19 protein-coding genes and 4 pseudogenes are annotated in these 25,716 nt (G+C 70.0%); 16 read left to right on the forward strand and 7 right to left on the reverse strand.

What is annotated here, in order from left to right; translation table 11 throughout:
* The first annotated feature begins 80 nt into the window (after positions 1 to 80).
* Positions 81 to 3,062: a hypothetical protein gene (locus RNB18_RS30785; RefSeq protein WP_311717391.1), complete on the forward strand. Its 2,982-nt coding sequence runs from the start codon at positions 81 to 83 to the stop codon at positions 3,060 to 3,062.
* 233 nt (positions 3,063 to 3,295) lie between these two features.
* Here RNB18_RS30785 and RNB18_RS30790 read toward each other — a convergent pair whose 3' ends face one another.
* Entirely contained in the window at positions 3,296 to 3,694 is a 399-nt protein-coding gene (locus tag RNB18_RS30790) for a VOC family protein (RefSeq protein ID WP_311717392.1), read from the reverse strand.
* Between the two features lie 94 nt (positions 3,695 to 3,788).
* Between RNB18_RS30790 and RNB18_RS30795 the strand changes: the two genes are divergently transcribed.
* On the forward strand, positions 3,789 to 4,778 hold the full coding sequence (locus tag RNB18_RS30795) for a helix-turn-helix transcriptional regulator (RefSeq protein WP_311717393.1): 990 nt from the start codon (positions 3,789 to 3,791) through the stop codon (positions 4,776 to 4,778).
* 147 nt (positions 4,779 to 4,925) lie between these two features.
* Here the strand turns inward: RNB18_RS30795 and RNB18_RS30800 are convergent, their stop codons facing one another.
* From RNB18_RS30800 to RNB18_RS30810, 3 genes and pseudogenes are all read right to left on the reverse strand, one after another.
* Positions 4,926 to 5,234, reverse strand: a complete 309-nt coding sequence (locus tag RNB18_RS30800) for a hypothetical protein (protein WP_311717560.1) — start codon at positions 5,232 to 5,234, stop codon at positions 4,926 to 4,928.
* Positions 5,235 to 5,237: 3 nt separating this feature from the next.
* Positions 5,238 to 5,690 (reverse strand): annotated as a pseudogene (tpg, locus tag RNB18_RS30805) (telomere-protecting terminal protein Tpg); the annotation flags it as partial.
* A gap of 90 nt (positions 5,691 to 5,780) precedes the next feature.
* Positions 5,781 to 6,284, reverse strand: coding sequence for a MarR family winged helix-turn-helix transcriptional regulator (locus tag RNB18_RS30810; RefSeq protein ID WP_311717394.1), 504 nt, complete (start codon positions 6,282 to 6,284; stop codon positions 5,781 to 5,783).
* A gap of 382 nt (positions 6,285 to 6,666) precedes the next feature.
* On the opposite strand from RNB18_RS30810, the gene RNB18_RS30815 reads away from it, so the two are divergent.
* The 12 genes and pseudogenes from RNB18_RS30815 (at position 6,667) to RNB18_RS30870 (ending at position 21,506) form a co-directional block, all read left to right on the forward strand.
* Positions 6,667 to 7,245, forward strand: coding sequence for an NAD(P)H-dependent oxidoreductase (locus RNB18_RS30815; RefSeq protein WP_311717395.1), 579 nt, complete (start codon positions 6,667 to 6,669; stop codon positions 7,243 to 7,245).
* 97 nt (positions 7,246 to 7,342) lie between these two features.
* Complete coding sequence (locus tag RNB18_RS30820) at positions 7,343 to 8,287, forward strand: NADP-dependent oxidoreductase (RefSeq protein ID WP_311717396.1); 945 nt, start codon at positions 7,343 to 7,345, stop codon at positions 8,285 to 8,287.
* A 35-nt stretch (positions 8,288 to 8,322) separates the two neighbouring features.
* Positions 8,323 to 9,273, forward strand: coding sequence for an alpha/beta hydrolase (locus RNB18_RS30825; RefSeq protein WP_311717397.1), 951 nt, complete (start codon positions 8,323 to 8,325; stop codon positions 9,271 to 9,273).
* A 252-nt stretch (positions 9,274 to 9,525) separates the two neighbouring features.
* Positions 9,526 to 10,026, forward strand: coding sequence for a cupin domain-containing protein (locus RNB18_RS30830; protein ID WP_311717399.1), 501 nt, complete (start codon positions 9,526 to 9,528; stop codon positions 10,024 to 10,026).
* A gap of 381 nt (positions 10,027 to 10,407) precedes the next feature.
* Positions 10,408 to 11,286, forward strand: a complete 879-nt coding sequence (locus tag RNB18_RS30835) for an LLM class flavin-dependent oxidoreductase (protein WP_311717400.1) — start codon at positions 10,408 to 10,410, stop codon at positions 11,284 to 11,286.
* 307 nt (positions 11,287 to 11,593) lie between these two features.
* Entirely contained in the window at positions 11,594 to 12,493 is a 900-nt protein-coding gene (locus tag RNB18_RS30840; protein ID WP_311717402.1) for an alpha/beta fold hydrolase, read from the forward strand.
* 91 nt (positions 12,494 to 12,584) lie between these two features.
* A pseudogene (locus RNB18_RS30845) lies at positions 12,585 to 12,901 on the forward strand (transposase); the annotation flags it as partial.
* A 471-nt stretch (positions 12,902 to 13,372) separates the two neighbouring features.
* Positions 13,373 to 14,005 carry an RNA polymerase sigma factor gene (locus RNB18_RS30850; protein ID WP_394817704.1) on the forward strand — a complete coding sequence of 211 codons (633 nt, stop codon included), beginning with the start codon at positions 13,373 to 13,375 and terminating at the stop codon, positions 14,003 to 14,005.
* The gene (locus RNB18_RS30855; RefSeq protein ID WP_311717404.1) at positions 14,002 to 15,066 is read left to right on the forward strand and encodes a CU044_5270 family protein; all 1,065 of its coding nucleotides are present in this window, start codon (positions 14,002 to 14,004) and stop codon (positions 15,064 to 15,066) included. The genes RNB18_RS30850 and RNB18_RS30855 overlap by 4 nt, the downstream gene beginning before the upstream one ends.
* Positions 15,066 to 18,452, forward strand: a complete 3,387-nt coding sequence (locus tag RNB18_RS30860) for a S8 family peptidase (protein WP_311717405.1) — start codon at positions 15,066 to 15,068, stop codon at positions 18,450 to 18,452. The genes RNB18_RS30855 and RNB18_RS30860 overlap by 1 nt, the downstream gene beginning before the upstream one ends.
* A 422-nt stretch (positions 18,453 to 18,874) precedes the next feature.
* Complete coding sequence (locus RNB18_RS30865; RefSeq protein ID WP_311717406.1) at positions 18,875 to 20,932, forward strand: ATP-binding protein; 2,058 nt, start codon at positions 18,875 to 18,877, stop codon at positions 20,930 to 20,932.
* Positions 20,933 to 21,008: 76 nt separating this feature from the next.
* Positions 21,009 to 21,506: an SRPBCC family protein gene (locus tag RNB18_RS30870; RefSeq protein WP_311717407.1), complete on the forward strand. Its 498-nt coding sequence runs from the start codon at positions 21,009 to 21,011 to the stop codon at positions 21,504 to 21,506.
* A 45-nt stretch (positions 21,507 to 21,551) separates the two neighbouring features.
* Here the strand turns inward: RNB18_RS30870 and RNB18_RS53815 are convergent.
* From RNB18_RS53815 to RNB18_RS30895, 3 genes and pseudogenes are all read right to left on the reverse strand, one after another.
* Positions 21,552 to 22,421: pseudogene (locus RNB18_RS53815) on the reverse strand (IS5 family transposase).
* A 200-nt stretch (positions 22,422 to 22,621) separates the two neighbouring features.
* Positions 22,622 to 23,698, reverse strand: coding sequence for a M48 family metalloprotease (locus RNB18_RS30890; protein WP_311717408.1), 1,077 nt, complete (start codon positions 23,696 to 23,698; stop codon positions 22,622 to 22,624).
* A gap of 360 nt (positions 23,699 to 24,058) precedes the next feature.
* A complete protein-coding gene (locus RNB18_RS30895) occupies positions 24,059 to 24,202 on the reverse strand; it encodes a ubiquinol-cytochrome c reductase iron-sulfur subunit N-terminal domain-containing protein (protein WP_311717409.1) in 144 nt (47 codons plus the stop codon).
* Between the two features lie 325 nt (positions 24,203 to 24,527).
* On the opposite strand from RNB18_RS30895, the pseudogene RNB18_RS30900 reads away from it, so the two are divergent.
* Positions 24,528 to 25,263: pseudogene (locus RNB18_RS30900) on the forward strand (glycoside hydrolase family 3 N-terminal domain-containing protein); the annotation flags it as partial.
* Positions 25,184 to 25,411, forward strand: a complete 228-nt coding sequence (locus RNB18_RS30905; RefSeq protein WP_311717569.1) for a hypothetical protein — start codon at positions 25,184 to 25,186, stop codon at positions 25,409 to 25,411. The pseudogene RNB18_RS30900 and the gene RNB18_RS30905, both read left to right, overlap by 80 nt.
* The last annotated feature ends 305 nt before the right edge of the window (positions 25,412 to 25,716 follow it).

The raw sequence follows: 25,716 nt of genomic DNA on the forward strand, positions 1-25,716 counted from the left end.
CTCGTTAGGCTCCGCCTGCCTTGTGCGGTACCCGTCATCGTCACGGGAACCCATTCCGCGATGTCACCAGGGGGGAACGCATGTCACCGCTGCCCGTGTGCAGGCCGCGTCGGGAGAGACGCCGACCGACGGGAACCGCCGCGCTCGTCGTACTGATCGTGACCGTCATGGCCGTGGTCCTGGGACTGAACGGCACGGCCTCCGCCGTGACGTCAAAGCCCGGGACGACGAAACCGGCGGCGACGGCCTCGCCGAAGGCCAAGCCCCGGGTCTCGGCGGCCGTGACGCCAGGGACGGACTGCGCGGCGGCGCGCGACGACGACTACGCCTCGGGCCCCGCGACGGGCACCTTCGCCGCCGCTGGCAACGCGGTGTGTCTGACCCTCCCGACGGCCACCGGCAACGGCCTGTACCTGGTCAACGAACCGCCCTCCGGCGGCGTGACCCCGGAGATGACGGTCTTCGACTCCCAGGGGGCCCAGCAGTGTGACACCACCTACGCCTTCAGCGTCTGCAAGCTCACCGGCACCGCGCCGTTCCAGGTGGTGCTGACGGCGCCCGACGCGGGCGCCTACCGGGTGACCATCCAGCGCACCGGCGACACGTCCGGCTGCACCGCCTGGCCTCAGTCGGCGTTCGGCGGGTCGTGGGGCGTGCAGGTGCCGCTCACCGCGGACCAGCAGACCGCGTGCCTGGCCATCGGGGCGGACCAGCACTCCACCGCCGAGCTGTTCGACTTCACGAACACCACCAACCAGCTCAACGCCTCGGTGCAGCTGTACGACCGCGCGGGCGACAAGGTGTGCGCCACGCTCGGGGGCTCCACGGCCGCCTGCCAGTTCACGCCCGGTACGGCCTACGCGGCCCTGCTGGTGGGGACCGGCACCGCCGACACGTACAAGGTGGTCCGGCGGGACGTCTCACCGACGGCGAACTGCGCCGCACCGAGCTCGCTGACCGTCGGCGGGCCTTCCACCACCTACTCGTTCACCTCCGCTCTGGACAGCCGCTGCCTGCGGGTCACGGCGGCGACCACGGACAAGCTGTGGTTCTCCGCACGCACCCCGGCAGCCGCCGACGGTGCCGGGGCGATGCTGGGAGTGGTCGACGCCTCGGGCAAGCTCGTGTGCCGCCAGGGCGGCATATCCTGCCGCGCCACCGGGTCGACCTCGTACGTCGTCTTCGTCCTGGCCTCCGGATTCGCCGGCACTCCCATCACCGCGCATGTGGACACTTGGCGGATCGGCACATCGTCCGGCTGGGCGTCGCAGTGCACCGCGCACGTGGTGTCGCCGGATGGTTTCTCGCTGCGCAGCGGCACCTTCACCGAGTCGGCGACGGCGTACTGCGCGGTGATCCAGATGCAGCCGTCGCAGGACTTCGAGGTGTACGGCACGCACAGCAGCACCACCACGGCCACGCCGTGGGTGAGCCTGCTGAGCAACACCCGCTACAGCGGCACATACGTCGACTACGCGTACCAGTGCAACGGCGACAACGTCGGAACCTTCAGCTTCAACTGCCTGACCACCTCCTCCGCCGACGCGGGCCAGTACGCGCTGGTCGTGACCCCGGCCCAGGCGGACACGCCCGTCGAGTACTCGATGCAGGGTGTCTGCCAGCAGGGATGCTCCACCCCGCCGAAGCAGGCCGCTCTGACATCGGTGAGTCCGGCGAGCGGACCGACCGGGACCGAGAACCAGGTGGTCCTCCACGGCGCGAACCTGACACTGGGCACCCAGGTGGAACTCGCCAGCGACTACACGACGGCGAGCGCCTACCCGAGCGAGCCGGTGTCCGTCAGCCCCGACGGGACGTCGCTCACCGTACGGATCAGCACATACGACGTCGCCCCCGGAACGTATGACGTAGTGATCCCCGGCACCGGGTACGCGCCCGGCACGTACCTGACCGGCGCCTACACCGTCACCGCCGCCCCGGCCGCGACACCGGGCCGCCTCGCCCCCATCACGCCGACGCGGTTCCTGGACACCCGCAACGGCACCGGGGCGCCGAAGCAGCGCGTGGGCGCGGGCGGCGTGGTGAAGCTGAAGGTGACCGGTGTACACGGCGTGCCGACCTCCGGCGTCACGGCGGTGGTCATGAACGTCACCGTCGTCGCCCCCACCACCAGCGGGTATGTCACCGTCTACCCCGACGGGCAGACACCGCCGTCGGTGTCCAACATCAACTTCGCCGCCAAAGAGACCATCCCCAACCTGGTGACCGTGCCCGTCGTGAACGGCACGGTGGACCTGCGGAACGCCCACGGCACGGTGGACCTCGTCGCCGACGTCTCCGGGTACTACGCCGCCGGGAGCACCGGGTCTGCCCTGACCCCCCTCGCGCCGACGCGGTTCCTGGACACCCGCAACGGCACCGGGGCGCCGAAGCAGCGCGTGGGCGCGGGCGGCGTGGTGAAACTGAAGGTCACCGGTGTACACGGCGTGCCGACCTCCGGGGTCAGCGCGGTGGTCATGAACGTGACCGCGGTCAAGCCCAGCACCAGTGGCTACGTCACCGTCTACCCCAACGGCAAGCCCGTGCCCGCGGTGTCGAACCTCAACTTCACGACGGGCGAAACGATCCCCAACCTGGTGATCGTCCCGGTGATCGACGGCACGGTCGACCTGCGCAACGCCTCCGGCACGGTGGATCTGGTCGCCGACGTCACCGGCTGGTTCTCCTCCGCCGGGTCGACGTTCACCTCCAGCGGGCCCGTACGGCTGCTGGACACCCGCAGCGGGCTGGGCGCCCGCATCGGCACGGTCGGCCCAGGCGGCATCGTCAGCCTGCAGGTCGGCGGGGTGGACGGCGTGCCGTCCTCCGGGGTCACGGCCGTGGTGCTCAACGTGACGGTGACCGGACCCACGGCCGGGAGCTACCTGACCGTCTACCCGCACGGCAGGCCGCTGCCAGCGGTGTCGAACCTCAACTTCACCACCGGCGAGACGATCTCCAACCTGGTCGTCGTGCCCGTGGTCGATGGGAGGGTGACCTTCGCCAACCACGCTGGCGATGTGCATGTCGTGGCCGACCTGAACGGCTACTTCAGCAGTTGACGAGCGAGGGGGCTGGGGAGGGGCAGATCCCCTCCCCCGGTCAGCCCATGCGCCCCGGCGGAGCATCCGCTCGGGCCGGTCGGGTCGATCCGCAGGCACAAGCGCAGGCGTCCTTCGGGGGTCAGCGGTGCGTTCCGGTGTCCCCTGCTGGTGTGGCGCTCCTGGACTCGGCGGCCGCGTTCATCGGGAGCCCTGGGATCTCAGGGCTCCCGCGTGAGCGGCTTTGCGTAGCGTCAGCGTGCGAACTTCTCGATGGCCGCTGGGGTGACGGGGGTGAAGAAGTTGACGAGGTTGCCGTCGGGGTCACGGAACAGCAGCGACCGGTTGCCCCAGGGCATCATGGTGGGCTCGTTGACGAAGTCGGTGACGAAGCCGGTCAGGTTCTGGTGAACGCGGTCCACGTCGTCGACGAGGAACTCGGTGATCACGCTGTGGTTGTCCGCCGGGCGGGCAGAGCCCGGGGCGAACAGCGGGACGGTGCGGGTGCCGGCGATCGCGAGGGTGGCGCCCGCGGTGTTGAGTTCGGCGAAGTCTTCGGTGGCCCACGTCGCCCGCGCCCCTGTGGCTCGCTCATAGAACTCGACGAGGCGCGCCACGTCGCTGGTGATGATGCGGATCGAGACGAAGTCCATGGGGATCTCCTTGGCTGTGCTGGAGGCGTGCACGTCGCAGGCTAGGAGAAATAGGGGACAGAATCGGTCCTGTATTCGCGTTAGGTTTGTGCACATGTCCCGACCCACTGCCCGCGTGCTGACACTCCTGGAGTTGCTGCAGTCGGGCGGCACCCGGACGGTGGCCGAACTCGCCGACCGGCTCGGCGTCGAAGGGCGCACCGTGCGGCGGTATGTGGACCAGCTGATCGACCTGGATGTGCCCGTGGAATCGGTGCGCGGTCGCTACGGCGGGTACCGGCTCGCTCCCGGGTACCGCTTGCCTCCGCTCATGCTCAGCGACGACGAGGCGCTGGCCGTGCTGCTCGGCCTGGTCGCCGGCCGCCGGGCAGGGCTGACGACGACGGAGCACACGGCAAGTGAGACGGCATCGGCGAAGATCCGGCGGGTGCTGCCCAAGCACATCGCCCGTCGGCTCGACACACTTCTGGAGGCTCTCGCCTTCACGGATCAGCTCGGCGAGTTCGACACCCCGGACGCTGGGGTCCTGCTCACCCTCGCCGATGCGGTGCGCCACCGCAGACCGGTCTCGATCCGCTACACCGACCGCGACGGACGGCGCAGCGAACGCACGCTGCACGCGTACGGGATCGTCGCCCATGAGGGCCGGTGGTACGTCACGGGCAAGGACGCCCGGATCGGCGAGGACCGAACCTTCCGGCTCGATCGCATCGCAGACGCGCGGACCCTGCCCGGCTCATTCGAAGCGCCCGAGGGTCCCGGTCCGGCACAGCGCGTGTTGTCAGGGTTCGCCACGGCCGAGTACCGGCATGAGGTGATCTTGCGGATCCACGGGACAGCTGAGCAGATCCGCGCCCACCTTCCCGCCAGTGTCGCGAGCCTGGAGGAGCACGAGCCCGCGGCCGGCCAGGACCGGGCGACCGAGCGCTGGCTGCGCGTCGAGCTGCGGGCGGAGCGGCTCGACTGGTTGCCTCCAGTACTCGCCTCACTCGACCGGCCGTTCGTCATCGAGCGCCCCGATGAACTGCGCGACCTCGTCACCGCGCTCGCCGATCGCCTTGCGTCCTACGCCCGCCAAGCCTGACCACGAGGAACCAACGTCATGAGATGGCACAGCAGTCCTTCGGCGTTCGGCGGCGAAGGCCGCACTGAGCAGGTGTGCCGCCGCGCGCCCTGGAGCTCGGCAGCGCGGAAAAGACGGTCCGGTCTGGGCTCGAACCTCGCTCAGGCGTCAGGCTGGCTCCTGGCGCAGCAGGTCGGGGCGGGCGTCGGCAAAGTCGAAGGCGCGCTTGAGGCCCTCCAGGAGGGCGGGCTCGATCCAGTAGATGCGCCTGCGGTCGTCCCGCTCCAGGAGGTTGGACCGGTTGTCGAAGCCGACCCGGCGCCGTACGGCGCGGATGCTGGTGAGTGTGCCGCCGATCCGCTTCGGGTCGATCGGTGTCTCGGGGTGCACGGCGAAGTGGTCCTGGATCTCCTCGTAGGAGGCGGTGCCGCCCACTTCGACCAGGCGGCGCAGCACGGCCCGGGCGCCGGGCACCACGGCGGCGGCGATGTCGCGCAGCTGCTGCTCGCTCGCGCCGGCTTCCTGGGCGTCGAAGAGGCGGGCCGCGTATTGCGGGGCAGGGCGATGGTCAGGTGCCGGATGCGGGCGTCATCGGTGGTGCCGGGGGCCGCGGTGAAGCCGAAGCGGGCGCGGGTGTCGACGACCAGGCCGTGCTGGTGGCGGCCTGCTTCCTGGCTTCGGCCCTGATGCGGAGCTGCCAGCGCGCGCGGACGGCGTCCTCCAGGCGCTGCGCGAGGTCGGCGCGGGGCCGGCGGATCTGGTCTTTCACGTACCGCTCCACGGTGGGCTGCGACATGCCGAGGGCGTCGGCGACGGCGCGGGTGCCTTTGAGCTGCTTGACCGGGTACGCATCTGCGCGCCGGCTGACTTGGGGATGGGGCGGGTGAACGCCTTGTAGCACCGACTCGACGTCGTCCGGGCGCTACGCCACAGCCCTTGTCCTCGGCGTGGCTCGTCGCTTCCCCTTGGCCCGGCGTCGAGCGGGACGTGTCGTGTCCCTACTGCGTGGTCTGGGTCGAGTCCTTATGCTCCGCCTTTGCGGCGGCGCGGCGCGGCCGAGCGGGACGGCATCGAGCGCATGTGGTCGCGCACCGGCGCCAGCAGGCCGGCGAGAGCTTCGACGTCGTCGCGCGAAAGCGGCTTGAACAGCAGGCCGCTGACCACCTCGACATGCCCTGGCAGCACCTTCGCGAGCAGCTCACGTCCGGCGTCGGTGAGGGTGACGGTGATGCTCCGTTCGTCGTCCGGCGAGGGAGCGCGGACGACCAGGCCCTCCTTCTGGAGCAGATCCACCTGGTAGGTCAGGCCGCTGCGGCTGTAGACGACGCCGTCGGCCAGGTCGGTCATGCGGTGACTGCCCGACGGAGAGTCTCCGAGGCGGGCCAGCAGCTGGAACTGCACATAGCTGAGATCGCCGGCTTCGCGCAGCTGCTGCTCCACCGCGTGCCGGAGCAGGCTGGTCACCTCGATGAGGTCGAAGTAGGCGCCGAGCTGCACGGGTTCGAGCGACGGCGGTGAATCAGGCATGACCGAAGTCTACTGCTTCGAATTCGAAGAGTGTGGCGTGGTGCCGTTCCGACCACCGCAGACGGAGCTGAAAGTGAACTCCTCCTCGAACTCCGGTGCCATCCCGGGCCGGTGGGTCGGGCGGACGCGAGGATCTCCCGGCCCGTGTCGTGACCTCGCGAGCACACGGTGTGGGCGGTGTTGGGCCCGACTGAGCACCGCAGAACATGGAGATCGGGCAGTGGCGCGGCGCAGGGTTACGAGTCGAAGGACGGCGCCGCCGCCCACGTATCCCGAGGACCCGCCATGAGCATCCCCTACCTTGCGCAACGTCGCACTCGGCCCTCCCGGTGACGGCACGACAGCCCGGCCGCAGCGCAGAAGCCATGAACACGATGCCGGGATGAGCACCGCCGCGTGGAGCCCGGTGTCCCTGGCCGTCCTGTGCGCCGGCGTCGGCTACGGGCGCCCGACCCGCCTGCTCGCGGACCTGGTCGCGGAGGCCGTGTGCCGGTCACTGGCAGCCGGGGGTGCGCGCGCCGAGGTGGAGGTGCTGGAGCTGCACCGGCTGACGGCCGACCTCGCCCAGCACTCCGCCCAGGGCCGCGCCAGCCTCGACCTGCGGGAGGCGATCGCGGCGGTCGTGACAGCGGACGGGCTGGTGGTGGCGACCCCGGTGCTCGCCGCATGCCCGAGTGAGGTGTTCGACTCGTTCCTCGCCGTCCTCGGGCCCGGAGTCCTCTCTGGCATGCCGGTGCTGCTGGCGCTTAACAGCAGTTCCGACCGGCAGCAGCCACCCGACATCACACAGGTGATGCGCAGGCGCCTGACCGACGTGCACGCCGACCCCGTGCCCACGGTCGTCATCGCAGGCCCCGCCGACTGGCAGGCCACGGCGCTCAGCGACGCGGCGCGGCTGCGCGCCTGCATCGGCCGAGCCGCCGTCGAACTCGCCGCGGCGATGCGCTCGCACCGGCAGTAACCCACAACACTTGCTTCGAATTCGAAGTAGAGGTACCGTCATCAACAGTTGCTTCGAATTCGAAGCAACGTCGATCGCAGTGAAGGTGAGAACCGAAATGAAGGCAGTGCGTTTCCACGAGTACGGCGCCCCCGACGTCCTCCGTTACGAGGACGTGGAGCAGCCCGTCCCCGGGGCCGGGCAGGTCCGCATCCGCGTCGCCGCGACATCGTTCAACCCCGTCGACGGCAACATCCGCGGTGGCTTCATGCAAGGCCCCATACCGGTGCAGCTGCCGCACACGCCCGGCATCGACGTCGCCGGCACCATCGACGCGGTGGGCGAGGGCGTCGAGGGCATCGCGGTCGGCGACGACGTCATCGGCTTCCTGCCGATGGACGGCACCGGAGCCGCCGCGCAGTACGTCCTCGCGCCGGCCGACGTCCTGACCCCGGCCCCCAAGAGCGTCCCCCTGGCCGACGCCGCCGCGCTGCCGCTGGTGGGCCTGACCGCGTACCAGGCGCTCTTCGACCACGCCAAGATCACGGCCGGGCAACGCGTCCTGATCAACGGAGCCGGCGGAGCGGTCGGCGGCTACGCCGTGCAGCTGGCCAAGAACGCCGGCGCCCACGTCATCGCCACAGCCGGCCCGCGCAGCAGCGAGGCGGTCACATCGGCCGGCGCCGACGAAGTCATCGACCACACCACCATCAGCGTGACCGCAGCGGTGACCGAACCGGTCGACCTCGCACTCAACCTCGCACCGGTCGCCCCGGACGAACTGGCCTCGCTGGTCACCCTGGTCCGTTCCGGTGGGGTCGTCGTGAACACCACGGTGTGGATGCCCGCCCCCAGCGACGAGGAGCGCGACGTGCGCGGCATCGACCTGTTCGTCCGCAGCGACGCCGACCAACTGGCCCAACTGGTAGCGCTGACCGACCGCGGCGAGCTGCGCGTCGACGTCGCCGAGCGGGTACCGCTGGCCGAACTCCCGGCGCTCCACGCCCGGGCCACCGAAGGGGCGGTGCACGGCAAGGTCATCGTCGTCGCGCCCGCCGCCTGACGACTGACGCCGACCTCCCCCGAAAGGAAACGACCATGGCACTCAGTCTCGACCCCGAAATCGCCCAGGCGCTGGCCCCGATGGCCGGCGCGATGGCGGACGCCACACCACCGGCCGTAGGCGACATCGCGGCACGGCGCGCCATGTGGGAGCCGATCATCGGCGCCGCGGGAACGGCCCAGCCGATCCCGGACGACGTGAAGGCCAGCGAGCACCACACGACCGCCGGCGACGGCGCGCAAATCACCATGCGCTGGTACACCAAGGACGGCGCGGCGCCGGGCCCGGCCGTGCTGTTCTTCCACGGCGGCGGATACATCTTCGGCCACATCGACCTGTTCGACGGCCCGGTCTCCCGCTACGTCTCCGCCAGCGGCGTGCCGATGCTGTCGGTCGAGTACCGGCGCGCCCCCGAGCACCCCTTCCCGACCCCGCTCGAGGACGCCCACACCGCACTGCGCTGGCTGCACGCACACGCCGCCGAACTCGGCGTCGACCCCGACCGGATCGGCGTGATGGGCGACAGCGCCGGCGGCGGCATGGCCGCAGCCCTGACGATCCTCGCACGCGAACGCGGAGGCCCGCAGATCGCCCGCCAGATCCTCATCATGCCGATGCTCGACGACCGCACCACCACCCCCGACCCGCACATCGCCCCCTATGCGCTGTGGTCCTACGACGACAGCCTCACCGCATGGCCCGCCCTGCTCGGCGAGGCCGCCGGCGGGCCCGACGTCCCGGCCACGGCGGCCCCGGCCAGGCTCGAGGACGCCACCGGCCTGCCGCCGGCCTACATCGAGGTCGGACAGCTCGACGTCTTCCGCGACGAAGACACCGCGTACGCCACCAAACTCAGTCGCGCCGGCGTGCCGGTCGAATTCCACCTGCACCCCGGCGCCCCGCACGAGTTCGACTCCATCGCCTTCACCTCCGACGTCGCCCGCCGCGCCATCGCCGACCGCATCCGAGTCCTCAAATCCATCTGAGCCGCCACCGAGCGCGCTCACCCCATGCCGCAGGAGGGGTATGCAGGCGTTCCACACAGGTGGCCCGCACCCCGTTGCCCGCCGCGATGGAGTCCCTCGGACACCGGCACGAACACACTGAAGCACCGCGCGGCCGGGCCGGAATCCCACTTCGCGCAGCATGCGCATCTACGGCCGGGAGACTGCCGGACTCCATTCGACCCGCCCGGCACCTGATCCTCACCTGACTGACCTCTGAAGGAGACGACCCAGATGATCCCCGACGACGACCTGTCCCGCTCACTGACCGTGGCGGACCCCGACGATCCCGGCACGACGTACATCTCTCTGGTGGGCAACACGTACGCCATGCTGGTCACCGGCGAGCAGACCGACGGCCGGTACTGCCTGATCGACATGCGCGTCCCCGACGGCGGCGGCCCGCCGCCGCACCGGCACGACTTCGAGGAGATGTTCACCGTCCTCGAGGGCGAGATCGAGTTCACTTTCCGCGGCGAGAAGCACACCGTACGGGCCGGGTCCACGGTCAACATCCCGGCCAACGCCCCGCACAACTTCCGCAACGCTTCGGGTGCGCCGGCCCGCATGCTGTGCATGTGCACCCCCGCCGGCCAGGACGAGTACTTCACGCGCATCGGCGATGTCGTCGCGGGCAAGGACGCGCCGCCACCCCACCTGTCGGAGAACGAGCTCGCGGAGCGCCGCCGCCGCGCGGCCGAGCTGGCCCCGACCTACCGGAGCGAATTCCTGTGACTCGCAGGGCCGGCAAACCCGGCACCGGTCGGCAGGGTGAGGTTCCCCGCTGAGCTGAGCAGCAGGACCAGATGGTTCGGGGTCCATCGCCTACACCCGACCAACAGTTCCTGGCTCAACCGTATCGACGCCCAGTTCACCGCCCTGCGCCACTTCGCACTCGACGGCACCGACCACGCCAGCCACAAAGAGCAGCGCCACATGATCCGCCTTGGCCGTGAACCGCTCACGGACCCGAGCGCCCCTGCCGAACAGCCGCCGGCCCTGGCTGCCGGCCGGTCTCGAAGGCGCTGCCTCCGAGGCGACGGCGGACCAGTGTCCTTTCCCGCTCCCGAGACGGCGGCCGACGTCGAGCAAGCGCCGGTCGCTCAGGAGGCTTCCATGCCCCTCCCTGTCCTGTTCGGCGCAAACGTAGAGCCATATTCCCTCCCCGTCGGCCGCTCCAGCGAGCAGGCACTACTCATCGACAGTCTCGGCCTTGACCTTCTCCCCATCCAGGACCACCCGTACCAAGCGGCGTTCGACGACACCTGGACACTGCTCACCTTCCTGGCCGCGCGGACGCGAAATGTCACGCTCGTCCCGACGGTCGGCTCCCTTCCGTTACGTCCGCCTGCCGTGCTGGCGAAGGCTGTGGCGACCTTGGACAGACTGACCGGCTCCCGGGTCCAGCTCGGCCTGGGTGCCGGCGCCTTCTGGGAAGCCGTCGAGGCCATGGGCGGCTCCCGTCGCACGCCAAGAGAGGCCGTCGACGCACCTGAAGAGGCGATCACCGTCATCCGGGCCATGTGGAGTGGCGAGCGCAGTGTGCGGACGCACGGCGCGCACTACGCGCTCGCCGGCGTCCACCCCGGTCCGGCGCCGAGCCCCGGTCTGGGGCTGTGGCTGGGCTCGTACGGACCTCGCATGCTGGCTCTGACCGGTGCGAAGGCAGACGGTTGGCTTCCCTCCCATGCCTACCTCGGACTCGACGCACTGCCCACGGCTGTCCGCCGCATCGACGACGCAGCCCTGGCGGCGGGCCGCGATCCGGACACGATCCGCCGGGTCTACAACATCGCCGGTGTCATCCAACCGGAGTCGGCCGGCCCGTTCCAGGGGCCCGCCGCCCAGTGGGCCGAGCACCTTGTCGCGCTCGTGCGCACCGTCGGGATGAACGGTTTCGTCATCTGGCCCGACCGAGACCACACCCGACAGATCAGCGCGTTCGCCGCCGAAGTCGTACCCGCGGTCCGTGAAGCCCTCGCACGGAAGACCTGACCACTCCGTGCCCTCCGGGCGCTTGGGCCGGTCAGCACCCCTGGCACAACGGCGCCGGCTGTTACCCGTCACAGTCCTTCCTTCCCCAGAGCAGCGTCGTGCTTCTCGCTGGCCACAAGGGCGGCGCGCTGAACTGCCCCTGTCCGCCCCGCCCTCAACAACGCCGACCATCCAACGATGCCCGCATCCGCCGCGTCGTCGAGCGCACCGGAGCCCGCGTCACCTCTACCGACCAGGTACAGGTACTGGCCGAGCTCGCCGCCCGCTCCGGCGGCCCTCACTCTTCGACCCAGCCCCAGGTGATCCCATGAGCGACGACACGCCCCTGCCCGACGGATTCGAGAGCATCACCGTCACGGCGAACGGAACCCGGCTGCACGCCGTGGTCGGCGGGTCCGGTGCACCGGTACTCCTGCTGCACGGCTGGCCCCAGACATGGCGGGCCTGGCGACACCTCATGCCGGCCCTCGCCGCGCACGGATACCGCGTCGTCGCGCCCGATCTGCGCGGCACGGGTGCCTCCGACCGTCCCCCGAGCGGATACGACAAGGACACACAGGCCGAGGACATGCGCGAACTCCTCGCACAGCTCGGCATCCACGGCGGCGTGCGCGTCGTCGGGCACGACATCGGTGGCATGGTGGCCTTCGCCTACGCCCGCCGCCACCCCGCGGAGGTCGAACGCCTCGTCCTGGTCGAACTCGCCGTGCCCGGTTTCGGCTTGGAGCAGGCCATGGACGTGGCCTCCGGGGGGCTGTTCCACTTCGGCCTCTTCATGACCGAAGAACTGCCCGAGCTGCTCATCGGAGGTCGGGAGAGCGAATTCCTTACCTGGTGGTTCGACTGGTTGTCCGCGGTACCTGGGACTTTCCCGCAGGAAGAGGTCGCCACCGTCGCCTCCTCCTACCGCGGGTACGAGGCACTGCGCGCCGGTTTCGCGCACTACCGCACCCTCCTTGAGGACGGCCGCGTCAACCGGGCCTGGCACGAAGCCGGAGGAATTCTTCCCATGCCTGTACTCGCCGTCGGCGGTGAGTACGGCACAGGCGCCCGACTCGCCGACAGTCTGGACACTGTCGCGACGAGGCTGACCGGGGCGGTGATTGCGGCCAGTGGTCACTTCGTGCCGGAGGAACGTCCCGATGCCTTCGCCCATGAGCTTCTCCCGTTCCTGTCCGCCCCACCCCGACCCGCCGGGCGCGTCTGACGAGACACACCGCCGGTACTGCAACGGTGCTTGCCGTGACTGCAGGAGTGTCTGATCAACGGCGGATCCGATGGTCAAGGAGACACGTCTGATGACGGAGACCGCCGTGGAGAACGAGCAGGCCGAGCAGGTGGTTCAGGCACCGTCGAGTGCGGTGTCGGACGGGCAACTCGCTGCGATGCTGGTGGACCGGGCCCGGAACGAGGGCCTGCAGCTGACCGGCGAGGGCGGGCTGGTGCAGCAGCTGACCAAGCGGGTACTGGAGTCCGCCCTGGAGGGCGAGATCACCGACCACGCCGGCTACGAGAAGCACGACCCGACCGGGAAGAACAACGGCAACAGCCGCAACGGCACCCGAGCGAAGACCGTGTGACCGACTTCGGCCCGGTCGAGGTGAGGGTGCCCCGTGCGATTCCCTCCTTGCCGAACGGACAGGCCCTGGCCCCTCTGCAGGAGGCCGACACTGCTCGGACGATAGAGCGGACCAAGGCGTGGCTCGGCGGCTGCCACAGAATTCACCGCCTTCACAGCCATCGCCTGCACCCTGGTTGGCTACCGTCGTCTCGCCAAGTGAGACAACCTCTCTTCCGTTTGCGGCGATTCGCCATCAGGCCCGGATCGGTCCACGCCGAACAGCCTGCGCGGCGAGTCGTGCGGCGTGGCCTGGGGTACGACCGTGTCGTCACCGTCGAGCCGGCTGCCGGGGCCGGGCCGGGTCGGGTCGTCCGAGACGTCGTCCTGATCCGCGCGGTGTCCCGGCTTGATAGTGGTGTGCGGATTGGCCGCTTCCTTGGTGCGGAGGTGACTCCCGGGACCGGTGTGACGTAGGACACGGGAACTCGCTCGCACTCGCAGTCAGTTCAAGACGTGACCACAGATATGCGAACCCGGGTGCGAACTGGAGATCCGGACGCCTTCGCGGAACTTTTCGACGCATACGCCCGTGCGGTGTACAACCATGCTTTCCGGCTGACCGCCGACTGGTCCGCGGCCGAGGACGTCATGTCGACCACGTTCATGGAGGCGTGGCGGCGTCGTGCGTCGGTCGAGGCCGACGGAGGCTCGCTGCGGCCGTGGCTGCTGGGCATCGCGACCAACGTCGCCCGCTCCCAGTACCGCAGCAACCGGCGCTACCGGAACGCGGCCGAGGCGGCGGCAGCCGCGGGCGCCGCCGAGGAGCAGGTCGAGGACCACGCCGAGGAGACCGCCGGACGGCTTGACGACCGGCGTCGGATCGCCGCCACGCTCACCGCGCTCAGTCTGCTCAAGCGCCCCGAACGCGAGGTCCTGACGCTGTGCCTGTGGGAGGGCATGGAGTACTCCGAGGCCGCCCGCGCCCTCGGCGTCCCCGTCGGCACCGTCCGTTCCCGGCTCTCCCGCGCCCGCGGCAAGCTCCGCAAGCTCGCCGACGCGGAACTGCTCAGAAAAAAACGGGAACCCACCACCGCGAACCGGCAGATAACAGGTGATCGCGGATACGTGATCCGGTCCGCACAGGAAGGAAACCGATGAACGCCAGCCCCTCCCAGCCACACCCGGCTGAGTGGACGGAGACCCAGGGACTCCTGCCCTCCGTCGAGCGGGATCTGCCGGCGGGCCGCCACCAGTTCCACAAGGAGCAGATGATGGCCCAGATCCACGAAGACCTCCGCGCCGCCGCCCCGGCCGTCACCCCGCAGCGCCGCAACCCCTTCCTGCGGCGCGCGATCCTGTTGCCCGCCGGGGCCTTCGCCCTGGCCGGCGCGGTCGTCGCCGGTGTCGCCCTGTCAGGCGGCAACGGCGACGGCGGCACGGCCGACCTGGCCACCGGCCCCGCCCTGACCACCCGGATCGGCGCCGCCGATCCCAAGGGCGCCCCCCAACTGCTCGACCGCATCTCGCTTGCCGCCGCCGACACCTCCGGACCCACGGTGCACGACGGCCAGTTCATCTACATCGCCTCGAAGGTGGCGAGCACCTATCCCAAGACCGTCGACGACAAGACCACGATCGTCAGCCAGGAGCTGCACGACCGTCGGGTCTGGTTGTCCCCCGACGGCAAGAACGGCTGGCTGATCGAAGCGGGCGAGACGAGCGACAAGGGCATGACCCTGTCCAGCGACACCCCGATCGACTCGGCCTACAACGCCTTGGTAAAGCTGCCCACCGACCCTGCCCAGCTGTTGCAGCGGATCTACCGGGACTCGGACGCCGTCCGGGACCACGAAGTGCCCCGCGACCAGGCGGCCTTCGTCGCCATCGGTGATCTGCTGACCGAGAGCTACCCGCCGGCCGACCTCACTGCCGCCCTCTACAAGGCCGCGGCCAAGATCCCCGGGGTCGTGGCGGTGGATGACGCGGTCGACGCCGTGGGCCGTCACGGGGTGGCGATCGCCCGGCAGAACGACGACGCCGGCGAGCGCACCGAGTGGATCTTCGACAAGAAGACCCTGCAGTTCCTCGGCGAGCGCAACGTCGTGGTCAAGAAGGTGGCGGACAGCCCGTTCAAGGTCGGCACCGTCACGTTCACCAGCGCGATCACACAGCGCGCCATCGTCGACGCCAGCAAGCAGGTTCCGGGGCAGGTGGGCTGATGCGTATCGGATCCTCATCGGCGGCGCTGGCCGCCCTGTTGGTCGCGGGAGTGATGACGGGCGTCTCGGTGACGGACACCGGTACGGGGCTCGGGTTGCGCACCGCGGACACTGACACCGCCTCCGAGTTCGGCGCGCGGACCGCGGGGGCGTCAACCGCCGCAGCGGCGGGTGCCGGATCACCGGCCCGGTTCGTCACCCTGGTCACCGGGGACCGGGTCCGACTGGACGCCCGGGGCCGGGTGACCAGCGTGCAGCAGGCGCCGGGACGCGAGGCCGTCCCGGTGTCCGTCCGGCGCCTCGGCGGCGAGCAGTACGTCGTGCCGGCCGACGCCGCCGCCCGCATCGGCCAAGGCACCCTGGACAAGCGGCTGTTCGACGTCAGCGCCCTGATACGCGCCGGATACGACGACGCCCGGCGCGGCACGCTCCCGCTGATCGTGTCGTACGACGGGACGGGCGCCCGGCGCAGGGACACGCAGAAGTCGCTGGTGGCGGACGCGGACGTCACCGTACGCCGGAACCTGCCCAGCCTGGGCGGCGCCGCGCTCACCGTGCCCAAGTCCGAGGCCGACGACGCCTGGAAGACCCTTACCACCGCCTCGGGAGTCGCCCGGGTCTGGCTGGACGGCCGGTTCACGGCACGGGCGGTGCAGGGGGAGGCCAGCGGCAACGTCACACAGATCGGCGCGCCCGGCGCCTGGGCCGCCGGGTACGACGGCAAGGGCGTCAAGGTCGCCGTCCTGGACACAGGCATCGACACCACACACCCGGACCTCGCCTCGCTGGTCACGGAGTCGAAGGACTTCAGCGGCACCGGCAGCACGGACGACCGCAGCGGCCACGGCACGCATGTCGCGGCGACCGTGGCCGGTTCGGGGGCCAGATCCGGCGGTCTGTACAGGGGCGTCGCGCCCGGCGCCGAGATCCTCAACGCCAAGGTGCTCGACGACAGCGGCGAGGGCAGCGCTTCCAGCGTCATCGCCGGCCTGGAGTGGGCCGCCGCGCAGGGCGCGAAGGTGGCCAACCTCAGCCTCGGCCAGACCGACACCCCGGGTGCCGACCCGGTCGAGACGGCTGTGAACACCCTCTCTAGGAGCACCGGCATGCTCACCGTCGCCGCGGCGGGCAACGACGGTCCAGGGCCCGGGACTCTCAGCTCCCCGGGCACGGCCACGTCGGCGCTCGCGGTGGGCGCGGTCGACGGCAAGGACCGTATCGCCGGCCTTTCCAGCACCGGCCCGACCGCCGACAGCGCGCTGAAGCCTGACCTCACCGCGCCGGGCGTGGACATCGTCTCGGCGAAGGCGGCACACGGCGAAATGGGCGACCCGGCGGCTGACGGCTACGTCTCCATGTCCGGTACGTCGATGGCGACGCCGCATGTCGCGGGGGCCGCCGCGATCGTGGCACAGCGGCACCCCGACTGGACGGGACAGCGGATCAAGCAGGCACTAACCGCCTCCGCCGTCCCGACGGCCGGCCTGACCGGCTACCAGCAGGGAACCGGCCGGGTCGCCGTGGCGCCGGCGCTCACCCAGACCGTGGTGAGCGAGCAGACCTCGGTGTCCTTCGGCGAGCAGCGGTGGCCCCACTTTGACGACCAGCCGCTCACCCGGCGCGTCACCTACCGCAACGACGGCGACGGTCCGGTCACCCTGGACCTCGCCGCCACCGCGACCGGCCCGTCCGGGCAGACCGCGCCTGAGGGCATGTTCAGGCTCAGCGCCCCGCGACTCACCGTCCCCGCGGGCGGCTCCGCGAGCGTCGACCTCACCGCGGACACCCGCACCGAGGCGGCGGACGGCGCGTACTCGGGCGCGGTCATCGCCACCGGACAGGGCGCCGACACGACCGTACGGACAGCTTTCGGCGTCGTACGCGAGGCCGAGGCACACGATCTGACCCTGAAGTTCCTGGACCGCGGCGGAAAACCCGTCAGCTCGCCGCTGACCGAGATCTTCGGCCACTCGGGCGACTACTGGACCACGGAACTGAACGACTCGCAGCAGATCGCCAAGGGCGTCTACAAGGTGCGCGTCCCACGTGGTGACTATGTCGTCGACACGGTGATGTCCGCAGCCGAAGGCGGAACCGGAGCCGAGGGCACCACGGCCCTCGTCCGGCCGAAGCTCTCGATCACCAGAAACACGACGGTCACCTTCGACGCCCGCAAAGCCAGACCGGTCGAAATCACTCCGCCGAGGGGTGGCGGGAAGATGCTGGACGGCTTCCTCAACTTCGGCGTGGGCGCCGGAAGCCAGGCGCACAACACGACCCTGTTCTGGGGCCCGTTCACGAATCTGCGCACCGCGACGCTGGGGCCGGCCGCCGCGCCCGGGAAGCTCAGCACGCAGCTCGGCGGCCTGTGGCAGAAGGGCAGCACCACCTACAACCTCCTCTACAACCTGCGCGACCGCTTCCCCACCGGCTATCGGCACACGGCACGCATGAGCGAACTCGCCCTGCTGAAGCGGCACTTCGGCTCCTCCGTCGCCCACCGCAAGGGCATCGTCAACGCCATGTGGCACGGACCCTCCCTGTCGCTGGGCACGGTGAGCGCCCCGTTCCCGCTTCCGGCGACGGCGAAGACCTACGTCACCACGCCGGAGGGCTTTCGCTGGACGGTCGGCCTCGGCCAGCAGAACGCCTCCGGGGACGACACCGACGTGTTCTACGGCGCGGAGAGCCCCGTGTCCTACCGGGCGGGACGGACGTACGGGTCGACGTACAACGTGGGCGTCTTCAGCCCGCTCGTCGGCGGCGCGTACGGCGCGTGGCGCAGCGGTGACACGCTCGACCTGTGCGTCCCCGACCTGGCCGACGGCGCCGGCCACCCGGCGTCCTCCATGGCCGCACGGCACACGACGGTCACGGCGGGCGGCAGCACCCTCCTCGACAACGACGGCGACCTCTGCCAGACGGTCGACGACCTTCCGGCCGGCTCGACCCGGTACACGATCCGCACGGACCTGACCCGCCCGGCCACGGTGGCCGCAACCACCAGCCGCCTCACTGCGGCTTGGACCTTCACCTCGAAACACACGTCACAGCAGCCGAGCGCCTCCACCCCCCTCCCTCTCTCCACCGTCCGCTTCCATCCCACCCTCACCCCCACCGGCACGGCCGCCTCCGGCCGCCGCATAACGGTCCCGCTCTCCATCGAGGGCCCGGCCGCCAAGCACCTGAAGTCCCTGGTGGTGAAGGTCTCCTACGACGCCGGAGCAACCTGGTCCGCCGTCGGCGTGACCACCGACCACGGTAAGAAGACCCTTGCCATCACCCATCCGACCAAGGCCCGCTCCGTCTCCTTCAAGACGACCCTGACCGACACCGGGGGCAACACCTACTCGGCGACGATCCTGAGGGCGTACCTCCTCACCTGACCCACCGGGCGCAACCCGCGAAATGCTCGTCAGCTCCCTGCAACCCGCGTGCGGCGAACCGGTTCATGCCGGTCGCCTCCGTGGCCGCCGGTTCGCGGGAGCGGCCCCGGACTGATCGTCACGTCACTGGCCGGCAGGCACCCCGCTCCCTGAACCGGCGGCTTCACGCCCGGAGAAGAACAGACCGAAGGAGAGATGGACATGGACGAACGAGCGGAAGCTCCGGGCGAGGAGACCGAACCGCAGGAGGCGCAGGAAGCGGTCAGGACCGCCCTTTGGGAGGCCTGGACGGCAGGGGGGCCGGCAGAAGGGACGGACAGGAAGCGGGGTCCCCGTCGCGTCCTCCGCCATGGGTCGTCGTGCCGTCTCGCACAGTAGGGCTGGACTCCCGGCACCGAGGCGTGGGCCGCGAGGAACCCGGATTGGGTGCGAGGGGCCTGGCGGACCGGCTGACCGCGGCACGTGCCGGAGCGCTGGTGGGCAGGGAGCCGGAGCGGGCGGTGCTCGACCTGATGCTGTCGGGAGCGGCGCACGCTCCGCTCGTCGCCTACCTGCACGGCCCCGGCGGCATCGGCAAGTCCTCGCTCGTGCGCTACGCCGCCCGGCAGGCGGAACTCGCCGGCCGCCTCGTGGTACACGTGGACGGACGGTTCCTCGAAACCGATCCGCGCCGACTCGAGGAGGCCGCCGCCCCGGCATGCTCCGAACCCGGCACGGTGCTGCTCATCGACACCTTCGAACAGTGCCAGCCCCTCGAGACGTGGCTGCGCGAGACCTTCCTGCTGCGGCTCGCCGACCAGGCGATCGTGGTGGTGGCCGGCAGGACCGCCCCCGACGCCGAATGGTCGCTGGACCCCGGGTGGGCGCAACTGTTCACCGCACTGCCCGTACGGCCGCTCGATCCCGCCGAGTCCGACGCCCTGCTCGCCGCCCGGGGGGTCCCCGCCGAGCAGCGCGGCGCCTTCGTCGCCTTCGCCGGAGGCAGCCCGCTCGCCCTCTCCCTGGCCGCCTCCGTGCCCCCGGCCGCACCCGGCGCACCGTGGTACCCCACCGGCGACACCCTGACGACCCTGGTCGAGCGGCTGGTCGGCGACCTGCCCAGCGCCCTCCACCGACGCGCCCTCGAAGTCGTCGCGCAGGCCTACGTCACCCGCGAGCCCCTGCTGCGCGCGGTACTGGGTGACGAGGACACCAATACGGTGTTCCCCTGGCTGCGCCAACTGCCCTACATCGAGGTCACACCCGAAGGGCTGCACCCGCACGACGCGGTGCGGGCGACCCTCGAGGCCGACCTGCGCTGGCGGGACCCCGAGCGCTACGACGACATCCGCGCCCGCATCTCGCTCGCCGGCCTGCAGGCCGTACGCTCCGCCACCGCCGACGACGCGCTCTTACGAGTCGCGGAATGGATGTTCCTCTTCCGCGACCACGACCGCCCGGACAACCTGTACGACCACCGGAAGCACCCCCACATCGAGGACGCTCCGCTCCGGCCCGAAGACGTGCCCGCCGTGCTGCGCATGGCCGAGGAGGCCGAGGGCCCGGCATCGGCAGCCGCGGTCGCGCACTGGCTGCGCCGTCAGCCGGACGCCTTCCGCGTCCACCGCTACACGAGCTCCACCACACCTGTTTCGTTCATGGCCATCCTGCGGCTGGACGCACCGCTGCCCGAGGACCGCGCCGAGGACCCGGTGATCGCAGCGGTCTGGGACCTCGTGGAGACGGCCGCTCCCCTGGGACCGGGCGAGCACCTGGGCATCCGCCGCTTCGCGGTGCAACCCGGCGGGCGACAGCGGCCCTCGCCCCTGATGGAACTCAGCAGCCGGCGCACCCTCGCCGAGGAGATGAGGAGCCACGGACGCGCGGTGACCTTCACCGTCTTCGAAGACGCCGACCGGTGGGGACGCTACCTCGCCGAGGCCGGAATACCGGAAGTCGCGGCCGTGGACGTCGGCGGCCTGCGACAGCACGTCTTCGGCCGGGACTGGCGACGGCAGACAATGGAACAGTGGGTGCAAAACCGGGCTCGCACCGCGGTCACGCCCCTGGCGACATGGCCTGCAACCGCCCCCGCGAGGGGCCCGGGCGACCAGCTGCCGCGCGCCGCGTTCGAGGAAGGGGTACTCGAGGCGCTGCGCACCTGGCACACCCCGCGCGAATTCGCGACCAGCGTCCTGCTGCATTCCCATCTCGTGGCGCCGGGCTCACCCGACCCGGCCGCGGACCTGCGCGGCGCCATCGCCACCGCCCTCGACGCGATACAGATCGACCCGGCGGGCGTCAAAGCCCACGAGGCCCTCACCGCCACGTACATCACGGCCCCCCGCACCCACAGGGCCGCCGCCCGACGACTCGGGGTGCCCTACGGCACCTACCGGCGCCACCTCGCCCTGGCCAAGGAACGCCTCACCGAACAACTGCTGCGACAACCGGCCACGACACCCACACCGACCCCGCCACACCAGTTGCCGAGGGAGTGACCTGTGGGCAGCGCTGAGCACGGTTGAGCAGCACAGGTGTGTGCCTCGGGCAGGCGCTTGCCGCGATGCTCGTGGCATGACCAAAACGAGTGTCCCGATCACCGTCTTCGCCTGTACAACGTCCAGCCCCGCCCACACCTATGAGGTCATCGTGCCGATCGACCTCGCCCAGGTGTTCAAGCCGTGGGGACCGTTCCCCGGCGTCGCGGAAGTGCGCGACCAGACCGGCACCTGGAACCGGCCGGGGACGTCGCGCCAGACCTGGTTCACCGACGGCTCCAAGGCCGACGAGCGGCTCACCGAGATCGCGGAAGGGCACGGGTTCGCCTACGAGCTGAGTGGCTTCACCAACGTGCTGGCCAAGCTGACCTCCGGGGTGCGCGGCGAGTGGTCGTTCCTGCCCGATGGCACCGGCACGTCGATCCGGTGGACCTACGATTTCCGGCCGCTGCCAGGCCGCCGCTGGATCGTCGCGGGACCGTTCAAGCAGCTCTGGATCCGCTACATGCGCGCTGCACTCACCAGGATGGTGACCGTGGTGCAGGAAACGCCCAAGGGCATCATGGAGGAGTGAGCGACCCGAGCTTCGCCGCCGTAGAGGTCGTTTTCTCCCGTTGTTTCATCCCGGAATGCGTAGTTGGTCTGGTGATGTCGGGTCGCGCCAGGAGTTGGTGTTCTCTCCGGTGAGTCGGCGGGCCATGAGGTCGGTCATGGCGAGGTGGATCATGGCTTCGGAGCGGGCGGGGAGGGTCTCGTAGTCTCGCGCCAGGCGGCGGTGGAGCATCAGCCAGCCGTAGGTCCGCTCAACCGTCCACCGCTTCGGGATCGGGGTGAAGCCCCTGGTCCCGGGGCGCGTTGGACGATTTCCAAGTCGATGCCGAGGGTGGCGGCGTGCTCGACGAAGTGCTTGCGGTAGCCGCCGTCGACCCAGACCTTGCGGATCGAGGCGTGAGTGGTGGCGACGTGGTCGATCAGTTGGGTGCCGGCCACGGAGTCCTGGACACTGGCCGCGGTGACCAGCACCGCGAGGAGGAGGCCGAGCGTGTCGGGCACAATGCTGCGCTTCCTGCCCACGATCTTCTTGGCGTTGTCCGTGCCCTGACTTGAGGCGGGGACGCTGGTGGAGGTTTTGACACTCTGTGCGTCGATCACGCACGCCGACGGGTTCGCGTTCCGGCCCTCCTGCTGACGCACCAACTCCCGCAGTAAGCCGTTGAGTTGGGTGAAGATGCCGTCGGACTGCCATTTGGCGAAGTAGCCGTAGACCGTGTTCCAGTTCGGGAAGTCGTGCGGCAGGTAGCGCCACTGCACCCCCGGTGCGGTCTACGTAGAGGATTGCGTTCATGATCTCGCGCAGGTCATGCTCGGGGGGCCGGCCGAAGTCCAGGGCCCGGCCGCGGCGCTCGAAGCGCCACGCGGACAGGACCGGCTCGATCAACTCCCAGCGGGCATCGGACAGATCACTCGGATACGCACGTCGGTCGGCCATGTCCTGGACGTACCGCCGGCCGGGGGCGTGCGCCCAGGCGTGTGTCGTGCCTGGCGGAAGCACGGAACAGATCCGGACGCCCTGGAATGAGACAGGCGCAAGTGGACTTACCTCTCAGAGGTCACACCATCCGCCTCAGGAAGCAAGACCACCTCGGCGGCCCCACCCGCACCAGTTCATCGGCGGGTGCAATAGCGGAGCTATCGCCGCACTAGAGATGAAAACGACCTCTCAGCGACGCCGTCACGCATGATCTTGTCCACCACCGCCTTCTCGGGCCGGCGAAGCTCGTCGGCGATACGGGTCAAGCCGGGCTCATCGAGAGTGATCGCCGCCTGGCACCTCGGCGCGGCGCTCAACCTGGCCACGCGCGAAGCATTGAGAGAATCTTGGGTGGCGTCACCGCCCCGTTGCTCACGCAGACGTGCCGCTTGACGGGCGAGTTTCTCCCAGAAGTCCTGCTGGGGGGCTCGGGTGGATCGTCTCGGGGCGAGTGTCTTCGTCTCGATCACCATGCGATGCGTTTCTACACAGACCGGGCGGGCAAGGTCCTGGTCGTTCAGCGCGGCGACGGTGGCCTCGCTGGACGCTGTCCGGGCTGCAGCGTCGTCCGCCTCCAGCAGCGCGCTCCAACTGGCCGGCAGCGTGAGCCAGAGCAGCAGACGCGCTGTCGCGGACATGGCAGCCCTCGGGATTACCAGCACCCACTCGCTGAACTTGCCCCGGATGTTGAAGTTCCGTGCTCCGGCCGCCACATGGTCCGCACCGAAGGCGAGAGGATTGGCATTCCAGGAGATGTACGCGGTGTCGTTGGTTCGCATGGTCCCCGACCCGGCGGCCAGTGACTCGAGGGCCATGGCGACGAATGCACGGGAACGGGCGTTGCGAGGAGCCGCATAGGCCAGCGCATGGGCTACGGCAGCAACGCGTTGCTGGGGCGGGTAGGCGGCCCACAGCGGGAGGCCGACAACGAGGCAGCGCTTCCGGGAGAACCCGTAGTGGGTGACGGTGACTGAGAACTCCGCAGCGAGCTGGACCGTCTCGGGAGGCCGCACTCCGCACGTGTCGGCTATGCCGCCCAACAAGTCGAACAACGCCGGGGCGTCTGCCTCTCGCAGGGTGGGCAGGTCGGGATTCAGCCGTCCGATCCGCGGACGCAGAGCAAGAGCCAGGCCCAGAAGCGCCAGGCCCATCATGGGCTGAACAACCGTGTTCAATCCGAAAACAATCAGCAACACGCTGCCGATGAACAGCGCGGCCGTTATGAGATGGACCATGCCGCCGACGGCGTACGCGGCTGCCGTCCTGGCTCTTACGTGCATAGCGCCTACTGGCAGACCTCGGCGGTCACGTTCCACGAGTCCCCCTTGCGGTGAGCGGCCGGTGCCGCTCGAACACGTGGTGATCCGACCATCGCGGCAGAGACCCCAGCAAGCGGTCTGAGCAACATCTGAGCCTCCCCAGCCAATTGGGTGCAGGGTCAAGCCCGGGAAGGGTGGGACAGGGGCGGGTCTCTTCGCCCACCGCGTTGTGACGATGGCTGATGTCCGCACTGAATACTCCCGGCCCCTCCCGCCAGCCCCCCCACCGGAGATCGTCCAGGGCGCACGCACCTTACGCCCAGGGATCAAAAACACCTACTTACCGCTGTCGGAACTTCCGCAGGCGGTCAGGAACGAGGCACCACCGCCGACCGCCGCGGCGGCGACAGTGGCGGAGGCGAGAAAGCTTCTCCGGCTGGGGGCCCGGGGACCGGGAACCGGCGACGAGTTCGGCGTCATTGTTCAACCCTTCGTGGCGCGACACTGCGGAACGAGCAGCGCGGGCAGGAGTACAAGTCTTCGAAGCGCTTCGATATTGCAGCGAGGTTAAGGGGCCACCTGTAGGGCCACAAGGCTCGCGTCAATTTTCCCTGAGACCATTGGAGAGTGGGAGGTTGACGGGGTCTTCTGCGGGTCTGTGTGAGCTTGGGTGAACGCCTTGACGTCTGGGTCGGGGCGACGGAACATCGAAGCGCTTCGAACCTCGACTCATCTGCTCCCGCACCACCTCCAGCTCGGCCTCCAGGTCTTCTTCCTGCTTCGCATCCTCAAGGGATCTGAGTACGTGACCGAAAGCTCGCCGCCCCTCTTCCGCGACCCCACCCCCGCCCTGGACCAGCGCGTCGACGACCTCCTCTCCTGCCTCACACTCGACGAACGCATCGCATTCCTGCACCAGTTCACCCCCGCAGTGGACCGTCTCGGTCTCGCCGCCTTCCGCACCGGACAGGAGGCCCTGCACGGTGTGGCCTGGATGGGGCCCGGCGACGATCTTCCCGCAGGCGGTCGGCCTCGGCGCGACCCGGAACGACGGCCTCCTCCGCCGGGTCGGCGACGCCGTCGCCCAAGAGACGCGGGCGATGCGCGCACGCGACGACCGGGTGGGGCTCAACGTATGGGCGCCGACGGTCAGTCTGCTGCGGCACCCGCTGTGGGGCAGGAACGAGGAGGGCTACGCCGAGGACCCGCACCTGACGGCGGCGATCGCCACGGCGTACACCCGCGGCCTACACGGCGACGACCCGGCGTACTGGATGACGGCCCCCGTCCTCAAGCGCTGGCCGGCCCACAACAACGAGACGGACAGGTCGACTTCGTCCTCCTCGGTACGGCCGAGGGTCCTCCACGAGTACGACATGCGCGCCTTCCGCCGCCCCGTCGAGGCCGGCGCCGTGGCCGGGGTGATGCCCGCGTACAACCTCGTCAACGGGCGGCCGAACCATGTCTCGCCGTACCTGCGGGAACACCTTCGGACCTGGACGGACCAGGAAACTGCAGCCTCTGGGCAGACGTGGCCCCCCGATCAACATAGGCATCCACGGCAACCTCATCCGCGACATCAGGTGCGACAACATCCGCGTCGAGGACATCCGCAAGGACGTCACATTCGAGAACCTCGTCGTCAACGGGCGGATCATCCGCGACAGCGGGGGCAAGCCGGCCTGGTAGCTGGCCTCGGACGGCGTGCCCAAGTTCGCCAATGAGCACGTTCACAAACTCCGCTTCCTCACCACCGAGGAGGCCGCGGCTCTGTAACCGCCGGCGCCCGACCCCGGCGTCTTCCTCAGGCGACGCCGGAGCCGACCGCCCACCTTTGACACCGGCAACGAGCGGGTCGGTCGCGTCCACCAGTTCCTCGACAGCTGTCTCGAAGGCTCCGTACGGGGAGGTGCGCAGCCGCCCTTCACCCCGGTCTCTTGACGGCCTCCCCTCCAGGTACCCCCCCAACTCTCTTACCGATACAGAATTCTCCC

Origin of the sequence: Streptomyces doebereineriae, assembly GCF_031845645.1 — a bacterium.
Classification (GTDB): Bacteria; Actinomycetota; Actinomycetes; order Streptomycetales; family Streptomycetaceae; genus Streptomyces; species Streptomyces canus.

Coding starts and splice junctions, on each gene's coding strand:
- RNB18_RS30860 (WP_311717405.1), top strand. CDS start 15,066: ATGCGTATCGGATCCTCATCGGCGGCGCTGGCCGCCCTGTTGGTCGCG.
- RNB18_RS30890 (WP_311717408.1), bottom strand. CDS start 23,698: ATGGTCCATCTCATAACGGCCGCGCTGTTCATCGGCAGCGTGTTGCTG.
- RNB18_RS30825 (WP_311717397.1), top strand. CDS start 8,323: ATGGCACTCAGTCTCGACCCCGAAATCGCCCAGGCGCTGGCCCCGATG.
- RNB18_RS30905 (WP_311717569.1), top strand. CDS start 25,184: ATGTCTCGCCGTACCTGCGGGAACACCTTCGGACCTGGACGGACCAGG.
- RNB18_RS30895 (WP_311717409.1), bottom strand. CDS start 24,202: ATGACGCCGAACTCGTCGCCGGTTCCCGGTCCCCGGGCCCCCAGCCGG.
- RNB18_RS30810 (WP_311717394.1), bottom strand. CDS start 6,284: ATGCCTGATTCACCGCCGTCGCTCGAACCCGTGCAGCTCGGCGCCTAC.
- RNB18_RS30830 (WP_311717399.1), top strand. CDS start 9,526: ATGATCCCCGACGACGACCTGTCCCGCTCACTGACCGTGGCGGACCCC.
- RNB18_RS30795 (WP_311717393.1), top strand. CDS start 3,789: ATGTCCCGACCCACTGCCCGCGTGCTGACACTCCTGGAGTTGCTGCAG.
- RNB18_RS30840 (WP_311717402.1), top strand. CDS start 11,594: ATGAGCGACGACACGCCCCTGCCCGACGGATTCGAGAGCATCACCGTC.
- RNB18_RS30820 (WP_311717396.1), top strand. CDS start 7,343: ATGAAGGCAGTGCGTTTCCACGAGTACGGCGCCCCCGACGTCCTCCGT.
- RNB18_RS30870 (WP_311717407.1), top strand. CDS start 21,009: ATGACCAAAACGAGTGTCCCGATCACCGTCTTCGCCTGTACAACGTCC.
- RNB18_RS30790 (WP_311717392.1), bottom strand. CDS start 3,694: ATGGACTTCGTCTCGATCCGCATCATCACCAGCGACGTGGCGCGCCTC.
- RNB18_RS30815 (WP_311717395.1), top strand. CDS start 6,667: ATGAGCACCGCCGCGTGGAGCCCGGTGTCCCTGGCCGTCCTGTGCGCC.
- RNB18_RS30835 (WP_311717400.1), top strand. CDS start 10,408: ATGCCCCTCCCTGTCCTGTTCGGCGCAAACGTAGAGCCATATTCCCTC.
- RNB18_RS30850 (WP_394817704.1), top strand. CDS start 13,373: ATGCGAACCCGGGTGCGAACTGGAGATCCGGACGCCTTCGCGGAACTT.
- RNB18_RS30855 (WP_311717404.1), top strand. CDS start 14,002: ATGAACGCCAGCCCCTCCCAGCCACACCCGGCTGAGTGGACGGAGACC.
- RNB18_RS30785 (WP_311717391.1), top strand. CDS start 81: ATGTCACCGCTGCCCGTGTGCAGGCCGCGTCGGGAGAGACGCCGACCG.